Origin of the sequence: Membranihabitans marinus, from assembly GCF_021729155.1 — a bacterium.
Taxonomy (GTDB): Bacteria; Bacteroidota; Bacteroidia; order Chitinophagales; family Saprospiraceae; genus Membranihabitans; species Membranihabitans marinus.
Genome location: NZ_JAJQYA010000005.1, coordinates 189,942 through 202,614, shown reverse-complemented (window position 1 = coordinate 202,614; position 12,673 = coordinate 189,942). Strand labels below are relative to the sequence as shown.

The 12,673-nt window shown below is 34.6% G+C and carries 8 protein-coding genes; 1 reads left to right on the top strand and 7 read right to left on the bottom strand.

Features of this window, described 5'->3' with window-relative positions; all coding sequences use genetic code 11:
• Nucleotides 1–737: 737 nt before the first annotated feature.
• The 7 genes from LVD51_RS05475 to LVD51_RS05445 all read right to left on the bottom strand — a co-directional run bounded on the left by LVD51_RS05475 (nucleotide 738) and on the right by LVD51_RS05445 (nucleotide 11,739).
• Nucleotides 738–1,649 (bottom strand): AraC family transcriptional regulator, encoded by a 912-nt coding sequence (locus LVD51_RS05475; protein WP_236970191.1) that lies wholly within the window; start codon nucleotides 1,647–1,649, stop codon nucleotides 738–740.
• Nucleotides 1,650–1,790: 141 nt separating this feature from the next.
• Nucleotides 1,791–3,089 (bottom strand): polysaccharide pyruvyl transferase family protein, encoded by a 1,299-nt coding sequence (locus tag LVD51_RS05470; RefSeq protein WP_236970190.1) that lies wholly within the window; start codon nucleotides 3,087–3,089, stop codon nucleotides 1,791–1,793.
• Between the two features lie 62 nt (nucleotides 3,090–3,151).
• Nucleotides 3,152–4,450, bottom strand: coding sequence for a hypothetical protein (locus LVD51_RS05465; RefSeq protein ID WP_236970189.1), 1,299 nt, complete (start codon nucleotides 4,448–4,450; stop codon nucleotides 3,152–3,154).
• A 31-nt stretch (nucleotides 4,451–4,481) separates the two neighbouring features.
• Nucleotides 4,482–5,501 (bottom strand): sialidase family protein, encoded by a 1,020-nt coding sequence (locus LVD51_RS05460; protein WP_236970188.1) that lies wholly within the window; start codon nucleotides 5,499–5,501, stop codon nucleotides 4,482–4,484.
• 201 nt (nucleotides 5,502–5,702) lie between these two features.
• On the bottom strand, nucleotides 5,703–7,148 hold the full coding sequence (locus LVD51_RS05455) for a RagB/SusD family nutrient uptake outer membrane protein (protein ID WP_236970187.1): 1,446 nt from the start codon (nucleotides 7,146–7,148) through the stop codon (nucleotides 5,703–5,705).
• A gap of 5 nt (nucleotides 7,149–7,153) precedes the next feature.
• Nucleotides 7,154–10,615 carry a SusC/RagA family TonB-linked outer membrane protein gene (locus tag LVD51_RS05450; protein ID WP_236970186.1) on the bottom strand — a complete coding sequence of 1,154 codons (3,462 nt, stop codon included), beginning with the start codon at nucleotides 10,613–10,615 and terminating at the stop codon, nucleotides 7,154–7,156.
• 110 nt (nucleotides 10,616–10,725) lie between these two features.
• Complete coding sequence (locus LVD51_RS05445; protein ID WP_236970185.1) at nucleotides 10,726–11,739, bottom strand: FecR family protein; 1,014 nt, start codon at nucleotides 11,737–11,739, stop codon at nucleotides 10,726–10,728.
• Between the two features lie 352 nt (nucleotides 11,740–12,091).
• On the opposite strand from LVD51_RS05445, the gene LVD51_RS05440 reads away from it, so the two are divergent.
• Nucleotides 12,092–12,649, top strand: a complete 558-nt coding sequence (locus tag LVD51_RS05440) for an RNA polymerase sigma factor (protein ID WP_236970184.1) — start codon at nucleotides 12,092–12,094, stop codon at nucleotides 12,647–12,649.
• Nucleotides 12,650–12,673 lie beyond the last annotated feature (24 nt).

Genomic DNA, 12,673 nt, shown 5'->3' with positions numbered 1-12,673 from the left:
AAGTTCTACTTTTCCAAATATAATCTATTTACACCCAACGACTCTTGCACATTCAAGAATTAACCGTGAATTATTATAGATTGTATGGAATACATATTATACGAATTACATTTTATAATGACGGAAAAGATTTCGAGAATATTTGAAGTTTAACGAGGCTAAAAACACAGGCATAGCCGTAGCTACGGCGAGTATTTTAAACGAAGTAAAACTTCTAATAAATCGAAAGATTACCGTTAATTATAAATGTAATTCGTATTAGATATCATCTTCGGATTTTCATATCTCAACGAGCCATACCGGAAGTTATATATTCATTCCTTAGGACAAAATACTTATCAAAAGTAGTAGGTAATAAAATCGGCTTTATGTTCACACATAAAGCCGATTTAAAATATTCATTTGTTCTTTTTCCAAATGTAGAATTCTGATATACTTCGATGTAATTCTTGCCATCTATCTCAATGGTACTTGAGCATTGGGATACAAAGCAACTTTTTCAGGCTAAAATCTCATATTCAATACCTGCCTAGGTAATTTCTCACCTCGTGTGTATCTCAATAAATAATCGCAACTATACCCTTCATAGGACAACTTTTCTCTTCGTTGTCTTATCACTTCAACTTAAAGTACAGAAATAAAGAATATTACGAAAATGGAATCATCTATGTAATTTAAAGCGGCGATAAATCGAAATATTTTCAAACAAAATCGGCGATGTATATTGACAGATCTTCTTATGTATTAAAATAGTTTTTTGTTTCATTGGTAATCGTCTCATGATTCAAAATTAGATGCTTCCGAAAATCCCTTGGAGACATTCTTATGTGCTTCTTAAATTGCCTATTAAAATTGGATCTATTGTTAAATCCACATACTTGTGCTATTTCTGAAATATTCATTGCTCCATCTCTCATCAACAAACATGCTTGCCGCATTTTTACTGAATTAAGAAATTCTATAAACGTCATATTAAAATGATATTTAAAATAGATTGAAAAGGATGTCTGACTCATTTCAACTAGATCAGCTATCTGCCCCAACTTTATTTTGGAATCAAAATTTTTATAAATATAATCTAAGATCATGGTGCGTTTATCTGCGTCACTTCTAACACCTAAATTCATATAAGAAGGTCTCGCCAGTTGTTGTAATTCTTTGGAATCAATTAAAATTTGAAAAATTGAAAGCAAAATTGCGATTTTGGTTAATCTAGTTGATTTAAGCATTCGAAGAATCAATGGTTTTACTTTTCTTTTCGTTTCTCCTAAAATTATAACTCCACATTGCGATTGATGTAAAAGATATTTTACAGCCTTCATTTCTGGAATCAACATAGTTTCGCTTCCCAAAAAATCGCTTTTGAAATGAACAACGATGCCATCTGCTTTACAACCTGCTGAACCGTTAAAAAATTCAGGTCTATTGACCCACACATGAGGTAAATTAGGCCCCAAAAAAACTAAATCTCCTTCTTTAAAATCACCGATATGATCCCCGACTATTCTATACCCGGAACTTTTATTCACCAAAAAAAATTCATAGTTTTCATGATAATGCCACGGGTCTGGAAAATAGTTATTTAGTATTCTATAAGCATGTATTGTATTCAGATTATCACAACCACTGCAATCAATAAATTGCTTCATCTTGAAAAACATATTTAATTGTATAATTTAATACTCATAAGCCACATAGTTTTGTTGAAAAAAATCCAGAACCGACCATAACCATTTGATTGACTGAATTAATCTTTTTTAATACAACATCAATTCTCCTCAACTAAGTGATCAGGGCAACGATTGAATAAAAGGTCTCATCTTATTCTCATATACATCATCCAAATAAGCAGCTAAACCTATGTACTTTCTAAAGCCACTTTCAAGTTCATGCCTTAAAAAATCTTCAATTTCAATATGAAGGTTTGTTTTGGGTGGTGCAAGTACTAATTCTTCGATGGATGTACAATATCCAGATGTTATCGTTTTATTCCCTGATGTAGATTTAGATTGTACTCTTAAAAAACCATCAAATCCGCCAACTCCAATGGTATAATTAAATCCAACACCTCGTGCATCTTCTGCTATTAATACACTTGGAATTCGTCGACTAAAAAAATTAAGATGGGCATGACATTCATACCCTACATGTAAATCACATGATTCATAAAAATCTAAGTTTTTTAAATCACCAGCCATTTCTTTTATTTGAAAACCTTTAGATTTTGCATATTCGCGAACGGCTCGATTTTTAGCTGTTACATCTGGATTAAGGGCTGCACTATTTTCACTCTTCGCATCGCTTTCTTTATACGAATCAGCATCAAATAAATGAAATGCACATGTTTTCTCTGCATCTGGAAATAACTTTGCTAATAATCTTATCACAGATTTTCCTTGCTCTAAATAATATGGACTTAAAGGAGGACTAAAAACCACTTTCTTTACTTCTTTTGGTCGATACATTGGCTTGCCTAAAGATTCTATTGTATACCATGCAGGATCTCCAGTCATAATGGTATTTTCAATACCATGTTTACTTAATATGTCCAACGTGTATGATTCACGACAAGACATCACATCTACCTGATTATTGATATAATGAATAAAGTTACGTGTCGCATCAGAATACGATAATGTATTCCTAGATTCTCTATCTCCTGGATAAACATTCCAATTCGCACCTATTGGAATCATCGGTACTTTTATTTTAGATAAATCTTCCGTAAGACGATAAACTCCAGGATACATAGGGGTATCCCGTATAGGAAATGCTGGCAACAATATAGCTCTAGTCTTATTGATTTCTTCTAAATAGGGTTCAAGCGGTTCTTCTCTAAATATGGTTAAGAACTCAACATCTCCCTTTTCTCTCAATACAAGATCTTTTGTTCTTTGTTCAATCAACTTATCACCTACATTTTGACTACCATAAGGTGGGCTGGTCGTAAGTACAGTATAGGTATTGGACTTTGATGATTTTCTGGCTTTTAAATTATCAAAAAATTTGGAGCTTATATTTATATCCCCGATTGTCAATCCAGCACTTCCTAATATACTTGTTTTTATAAAGTCTCTTCTCTCTTTCATATTTTACTATTCAAATATTTTTTCTAATACCTCCTATCGAATTATTACATCTGGCTGGAGCTCTATACACTAAATAATTTATTGGGTTTATTCCATTTAATTTTTGCCACCCACAAACTTCCATCACTTCCATATTTCTCAACTCCCTTGGGCTGCATCCATTCTGAGACTGTTATCCAAGTTTCCTTTGGACTGACCTCAGTCACTCCAAAATTCCCCAAGCGGGCTCCTCTTTCAGGCACTAATATTTGCTCTGTTTCACGAATTATACATAAATTCTCTGGATCAACTTGTCCAATAAACAAAGGTGCCCGATGTCGAAAAACATGGTCATTGTTAGCCCCTTTTCGGGTATAGATTAAAAAAAGTCCATCACTATGTGTTACCCAATGCTGTTGGGTATTGTAATTTCCTAATTCTGAACCATCATCGAATTTCCATATTTTAATGGGATCAAAATGTAATCCATCTCCGCTACTCGTCACATAACCATGAAAATTGTGTCGGATCGTTAAAAAATATTTTTCTTTATAACAGGTTATAGATGGTTCATACAATCCTCTCGTTTCATCATCTATAGAAATTTCATCACCATGTTCCATGTACTCCAATTTTTTATTTATAAAGGAACATCTAGCAATGGTCACACTTCCATTTTGGCCAAGAGGATCAGGATGAAAAGCAAGAGGAAGTAATATTGTCCCCTCTTTTTCATCGTACCTCTGTGTGCTTCCAGCTCCACAATCATGAAACCTTTTATAATCTGGCATGACCAATTTTTTCCATTTCGACCATAGCCTTTTTTCTTCATTATAAATAGCATATGCTGGATGCCTTGGACGTGGTCTCGTAACCTTCCACTCGGGTGTGTAAAAAACCGTATGACCTGTACCCAATAATGTTTTCGAGTTTTTATGCCATTTTGGCCAAAAATCTCCCAAAGCAACCGGATGTTTTTCTCTATTCACAATCTCGTACCTAGGAGCCAATCGATCAACCACACTTGGACTTGTCCATGATTGCCCCAAATCATCCGTTTCCATTCCATATGTAGATTTGTATACATCACTTCCCGAAAGATCTTGTGTACTCATTGTCATCACCACTCTAGGTGGTAAATCTTCACCATCTCTTGAAACAATGCCTGCTCGAGAATGAACAAAACAACTCTTACCATCGTAAAAACGAGTAGGGTTGTTGAGTGAAATTTTATATTTAACCTCAATAGGTTTTACTCCTTTTGTTGCCACACACATTGGGAGACAAAGAAATGAAATTCCAGAGATTAAAGTTGTTTTCAAAAAACTTCGCCTTTCTGTCTTTGTTTCACTGTTTTTGAATTCACTTTTATTCTCACTCATATCCTTTATATTGTATTTCAAACTTGAACAACTACTCAATCTCTAATATTGACCCCGCAATAAAACGATTCATGTTGTTTTTATTAAAGTAATAGGTTACAAGTACTCTGTTATGCCCTATATTGACAGCCCACGGATAGCCAAGATCACTATTGCCACCATCTTCTCTTATTATAAACTCTTGAGCCGTTTCATAATCTGTACACTCAGGATTTAAAACTCGTGCCCGAATACCATATGGTTTATGTCGATAGCCATATACCAATAAGACCCTATTGTCTGAAAGTCTTGTGGCTTGTAAGGGATGTCCCTGAAACCCCATAGACTTCCATTTTTGAAAAGTCTTGCCACCATCTTTAGATCTGGCTATACAGGCCTGATCGCCATAATTCCCCGTTCGAAGAAATGCAACAAGATCCCCTTTGGGGGTTTCGTATAACGAAGTTTCATTAAAGATTATACTATCACTTTTAGCTATTTGAGATAGGTATTCCCATGTACCTCCCTGATCTTCTGACACCATTAAATAATTGGAGGTTTTCCTTTTGGGGTTATATGTATCTGCCGATGAAACCGCCCAATACAATTTCCCATTTTTCCCTTCACACATTTGTCCTCGATTGTAAGCACTTATTTTATTGCCAAATGCATTGAAGCTTTGTTCTGCTGGTGTTGCAGGCGGATAAATTGGTTCTTCCCAATTATTGCCTCCATTCAAAGAACGAAGCAAATACCCCCCTGAAAAAAGAAAATTACTTCTTTCCAGATGGGGGTCATTGAGATTTTCAATCGATTTATCACTTAAATAAACCCACAAATAACTCGCACAAAGCATTGTACCATTCTTTGTGATATAGAGACAAGGATCTTGTGATCCACCATATGGATGCGCAAATAATAACTGAGGGTTACTCCAATCCTCGCCTCTATTACTCGATTCGACATACATCAAATAACTATTTGGATCTATGTGGCTCGATTTCCCGTTTGCGAATATTCTTCTATCTGGTGCCCGTCGAAAAGCAAGATATAATGAACTATCTGGTTTCATAATTACAGAAGGAAAAGTTGCATAAGAATTTGTATCACTATAAATTACTATATCTTTTATTTTCCTAATTGAAACTCCATCATCTCTCTGTATTACATTATTGTCATCAATTTGACCATAGCTAATATTTGCAATTGTAAGAAAAACAAATAGTTTTGTTAGAAATAGAAGAATCTTCATACTATGTATATTGATAGAATATTAATACCCAGGGTTCTGAAGAATATTTTTATTTAAATTCAATTCCCGCTGAGGAATTGGATATAAATACCTATCGTTACTTGTAAAATTACCCTCGAGATTATATTTTGATAAAAAATCATTCATTACCTCTGAAGCTCGATCGGTTCGAACCAAATCAAACCATCTTATATTTTCAAAGCAAAATTCATGTCTTCTCTCTTCCTCTATCCAAAGCCTAAACACCTCTTTATCAGAAGTTTCAGGTCTTGGATTTATTCCCGCACGAGATCGAACATTATTTAAAATAGAGAGAGATTCTGTATTGGGGCCAACCGTTTCATTTAATGCCTCAGCATACATTAATAATACATCTGTATATCTCAATACAATCCAATCAATATCCCAATCACTATTACTGGTGATATAAGGACCACTATTATACTTCTTAATAAATGGTAAATCAGTTCTTAGGTCTCCATTTCTATCCACCCATTCAAATTCAATTGAAGAAAATTTTCTTACATCCTCTGATTCAAAAGAATTTAAAAGATCATCCGATATTAAGGGATAATTATCTGTACTCCCATATGGAATTCCAGGTGCCATCCTTAATGGAAACGGATTCCCAATTCCAAACCCAGCAATAAATCTTATACTAAAGAGCGATTGATTACCCAATTCATTTTCAAATTGAAATATATCATCGTAGTTTTCAAAAAAGGCAAATTTTCCCGAATCAATAATATCCTTAAATTCCTTTATGGCTGCATCCCATTTATCCATCTTTAGAGGATAGCCGCTTTGGAATACATAAGTTTTACCTAATAATCCTTTTGCCGACCATTTGGTTGCCCGACCTGCATTTTCAGAAGTATGTTCGTCAGGCAATAGAGCCGAAGCATCTTTAAAATCTTCTTCAATTTGCTTATACACTTCTGAGATACTATTTCGAGACAAACCGTAAGAATCAGAGATACTTAATACTTTAGTTATTAACGGAACATCCCCAAAATACCTTACCAAGTTAAAATATGCTATTCCTCTTAAAAATTTTGCTTCTCCCTCAAATTGATTTTTATCCGTAGCATTTAAATCCACAGATTCCAAGGTTTCTAATATCTTGTTTGTTAGAAAAACTAATTTATAATGCGCTCCCCAACAAGAAGATAACGCTGTAAGGGTTGGTGTTTCAGCAAACCTAACGATAGGTCCATCGTCATAACCCTGTAATCTTAACCAAATATTATCACTTCGAGATTCAGACATCCAAAAGGAATAATTCCCTCTCACCATAACATCTCCTAATGCCTCGTAGGCTGCAACCAAAGCTTGATCTACTTCAATTTTATTAGAGTAAAACCCTTCAGCACTTTTAGAAGATACTGGGAGTAAGTCTATTTCGTTACATGAAAATGATGTAAATACTAATATATATACTAAAATTTTATATGTTATATTCTTCATGATTTTTATAATTTTAAGTTGACTCCAAATGTATAAGTCGTTGCAAGTGGATAGGAGGAAGCATTATCAAGGTTAGGTGTTAGCGGTGAATTAGAATAATTCGCAGCCATAGGCGTATGATGATAAAAATCATGCATAAATATATTACTCCCGGAAACATAAATTTTCAATGCACTTATCCCCCTCATGTTATTTATTATGTTGGCTGGAATGGTATATCCAAGAGTAATATTTCTTATACTCCAGTAACTGGCATCATACAACCAAAAAGAGGATGGTGTTGTCAAATTATCATTTACTACTGCCCTTGGGGTCATTCCATCTCCAGGATCCTCTGGTGATTTCCATCTATTTCGCCAATACCCCCATTCATTATTTCTGGATTGACCAGCAGCTCTTTTAAAAATATTCATCGCATTTGCACCTTGTGTTCCATCAATAACTACGTTCAAATCAAAATTCTTATAAGAAAATGAGTTACTCAATCCCCAAATAAAATCAGGATGTGGATTTCCAACTATATGAATATCATCAGAATCTATAATTCCATCTTTGTTATAATCTAAGTATTTGATATCACCTACTTCTTGATTATTATAAGTTGGGTTCTGCTCTAAATCATCACGATCTAAAAAGACACCAGCTTGTTTTAGCAGATAATAACTTCCTATAGGTTTACCTATCTCGGTTATAGTCACTAAATGCCCTGCTCCATATCCATACAGTGGAGCGTTTTCAGGTCCAAGTTCAAGAACCTTATTGCGATTAAACGAAATATTAAAACTTGAAACCCATCTAAACCTTCCATCGAAATTCACTGTTCTCAAGTCCAACTCAACCCCCTTATTTTCTAAACTTCCAATATTTTGAATAGCACTGGAAAACCCAGTCGTTTGCGGGATTTGAACATTTAACAAAAGATTACTGGACACACTTTTATATACATCAGCTGTCAATTGAAATTTTCCATTATAAAATCCTACATCAACGCCAATATTGGTAGTTCGAAGTTTTTCCCAGCCCAAAAAAGTATTACTAAAATTTTCAGGTCTTAAACCCAACACTACGTTTTGTGGATTTCCAAAAACAGCTCGTTCCGTTTGGAGCGTCCCAATAGAAGCATAATTCCCAATATTATTATTCCCAGTTTCTCCATAACTTGCCCGCAACTTAAGATCACTAACCCAATCTAAATTTTGCATAAAACTCTCTTCCGCCATTCGCCATCCTAAAGAAACTGAAGGGAATAATCCCCATCTACTTTCCTTTCCAAACCTTGAGCTACCGTCCCGTCGTATACTGGATGTAAGCATATACTTATCCTTAAAAGCAAAATTAGCTCTCCCTAGGAAGGACATCAATCTCCATTCTGAGGTTTGAGATGATCCCGCAACTAAAGTCGAAGCAACATTTAATGTATGTATACTTTCATCAGGGAAACCAGTTTTATCCAAACTTAAATAACTATATTGGTCACTTTGATAAGTAAAGCCCCCCAAAAAATCAGCCCGCCAATCATCATAATTAATCTTGTAGTTTAATGTGTGCTCAGTCAATAAATTTAATTTACTGCTAGCGCCAACTGAACCGATTGAACCCTTTCCTCTATTTACATTGTCTTTCTTAAAATATTCATTATATCCATTTTTCTTCTCGATCCCAATAGAAGATCGCCAAGTTAAATTCTCTATTATTTTACCTGTCAGATAAAGATTCGATAACAAATTATTGTTTTTGGTATTGTCAAGCGTTTCATTCATCCATACATAAGGATTCACAATCCAGCTTGCTGCATATGGATAATATCCAGTATTTTGAGTGTTCTGATCCTGCCCTATTACAGGTGGGGCCAACTGAGATCGACTTATTCCTTGTCCATACCCATCAGTTTCAGGGTCATTGTTTTCTGTTATGGCTCCTGTGAAATTCAGCCCCACAGCTAAGAATTCGGAAAAATCTGCTTCCACATTACCTTGTATCGAATATCTCTTAAAATATGAATTAACAATAATTCCTTTTTGATCGAAATAACTACCTGAAACATAGTACTTAAACTTATCAGTAGCCGCGGAAGCAGATAACTGGTAGTTTCCAATCGGAGCAACTCTATCCACAATATCTTGCCAGTCATTATCTGGTAAAGATTCAGGGTTAGTTAACCATAAAGGATCAATCCAATAACCTTGAGAACGAACCTCATTTGGATCAGATTTATTTCCACCATTTAATTCCCATGTATTATTTCTTTCTTCTATGGCAAATTCTATCCATTCATCTCTATTTAAAACATCGTATTTACTAAATCTCTTCTGAAGACCATAATTCATATTAAATCCAATAGAAACCTTCCCTAACTCACCTTTTTTTGTGGTGATTAAAACTACTCCATTAGAACCTCTTGAACCATAAATAGAAGCCGAAGCTGCATCTTTTAGTACATCTATAGATTCTATATCATTTGGATTCAAAAATTCAATCCCCCCATCTAATGGAAAACCATCTACAACATATAATGGTGAATTTGAAAAATTTATTGATCCAGTTCCTCTTATTTTTATATCTAAAGACCTTCCGGGAGCGCCACTATTTTGTTGAACCTGTACACCAGAAATTTTCCCCATTAATGCTTGATCTAAACGTCCCACAGACAAATCATTGTTCAAACTTTCAGAATTAATTGTTGTAATCGCACCTGTTACTTGAGAACTTTTTTGTGATCCATACCCTACGACTACAACCTCGTCTAACAATTCCGAATCGGAGAATAAAACAACTCTAACATCAGTTCTACCATTTAATGCTATTTCTTGAGTTTGATAGCCTATATAAGATATTATCAAAGTAGCATTTTCATCGACATCTGGCATCGAGAATTTGCCATTAAAATCAGTAGCCGTCCCTACATTGGTACCCTTGACCAATACATTTACACCTATCAGAGGTTCTCCATTCTGATCGACAATAGTTCCAGAAACATTCATAACCAACCGCTTACCATTTAAACGTCCTGTATTATAGGAATCCAAGGGATGTAAAAGATTTGGCCTTCTTTTAATTTGAGCTTCATTTTTATCCACAATGCCTTGAAAATGCTGAATCATTTCCTTTAACGACTCTATGCCTTCTTCATCATTCTTATATATGACCACATAGCGGTGGTTAAACATCTGGTATTTCAGATCGGTATTTTCTAAAACCGCAGAAATAGCATCATCCACATTATCAGTGGTCGCGGGATCAAAATGAACTTTGATATCAGATATAATGGTTCTATCGTAATTAAACAATACATTGTAACTATCACTGATCTGTTGAATGGCTTCTATCAGTGTAATCTCCTGATTGAGAGGAGAAAATCGATCAATTGTATGCCCTTCTGCTATCGGTATTTTAAAGAATAGGGTGATCAATCCCAAAAAAACCAGCTTGATTTTTACTTTCGAATGGAGTAAAAATTGTACTTTCATCTTCGTTTTTATTTAAAAAATTATTTAATGCTGTGATTGGGGGAAATTGAATATGTTTTTAAATTAAAACATGAAGCTGCGCGAACAGCTTTTCAATTTTTCCCCTGTCACTATTTTACTGTAACTACATTTTCTGTTTCCAACATCTCTCTATTTATTGTCAACTTCATTAACTTAATTACCGTCTTCCAATCAGAATAAGGATAAGCTGCATCAATTTTCTTCTCAAGTAAACTCGAGTCTTGAACAGCGAATTTTTTTCCGTAAACGTCACTTAGTTCTTGAAAAACTACTTTTAGAGGTATGTCTTTAAATATCAGTGAACCCGTTTTCCAAGATGCCACCTGTTCGATGGTTCGATTGTCATGCTGTACAATCTCTTCTGTTGTACTAGAATAAGTAAATTGGTCTCCAGGCACCATTTCCAGGCTCGCTTTCATCAATTTCTTTTTATCAAAAGCCAAAATATCCGACTCTGTCCCTGGATTCAATTGAAGAAAGACCTTGCCTGATTCGAGAAAGACCTCTGTCTTTTCTCTGCGATTGGACACATTGAAAGTGGTTCCTGTAACTTGAACCGTCAGATCCGGGGTTTCCACCAAGAATTGATTCCCATTTAGATGAGCTACATCAAAAAAGGCCTCGCCCTCAATTTGAACTTTTCTATGACTCCTAAAGGCCCAGTTCTCATCCCAGTACATTTTGGAATTGGCATTCAAGCGGACATAGCTATTGTCGTTTAGTTGTATTTCTTTTACCTCTCCATATCCAGTCTCATAAATTACAATGACCTCCCTGTGCAGCCAAAACCAAGCCGCCAAACCTACGATCAAAAGCAGTCCTGCAGCGATGGATAGTGGAGTCATCCAATGTTTCTTTTTCAAAGGAGATGAATTACTATTAGATTTCTTTTGATCGGTTTTTTTCAAAAAAGTATCCCAATCCAGCGTTGTAAGTTCTTCCACTCTGTTATTACTACCCCAGTTATTTTGAAGAACCGACCTAACCTTATGGATATTTTCTTCGCTTTTTAGCAAATCAAACAATTCCTCCAACTCTGCATCACTACAGGTTCTATCAATATATTTTTGGTATAAAAACTTTATTCTTTCTTCTTGTGACACTATATTAAAATTTATATTATTAGCATAAATCATTAACCTTTTCAATAAGGTTTTTATGCATCTGTTAGTATATAAGACGTTTCAGAAAAAGCGGAATACTAATTTTTTATTTTTTTATTATTTATTATTCTTAAAATTCATCACCCACTTTTCACATTTTCCGTATAAAATATTAGATAATTAGCCTTAATCAATAACAATGACGTCATGGCATTTTTCACCTACACGTTATTAGATATGACGTTTCAGAAAAGATAGGATACTAATTATTTTATTTTTTTATTCATCTTTTTTATATTAATATTGTTCTTTCACCACATTAATTTTTTAACTAAAAAATGTGAAGGAAATTATGAAAAACTCATCTCTTGAATCCATATTCAATACCTACCGAGACAAGGTGTTTGGGTTTTTCATTAGTAGTTTAGGAAATCGTGAATTGGCAGGAGATCTCACTCAGGATCTTTTCTATATGCTTTGTAAGAATGAAGAAAAACTCGACGAAATTCGGGATATCAATAACTATATATTCTGGAAGGCTCAACGAATGGTCATTGACCATCTACGAAGAGCAGCTCACCAAAAAGACTATCGAGAAAAACTAATTGAAGCTTGGAAAAAGGATAATTTAGGTATATTCCAGCAAAAACCAGAGATCGAACAACAAATCCAAAATGAACACTATCATCATTTATTTGAACAATTGGTGCACGACCTAACTCCCCAACAAAAATTAATCGTAACCCTTAGCAAAAAGGACGGACTATCCAATGATCGTATCGCACACAAACTTGGCTTGTCCCCCAATACTGTTAAAAACCACCTCCATCAAGCATTGAAAATACTTCGATCACAACTCAATTCAAATATGCATTATATTATTCTGATTCTCCTAGTTGAAATGCTGTAAAATACATTGATCTTTATCCCCCTT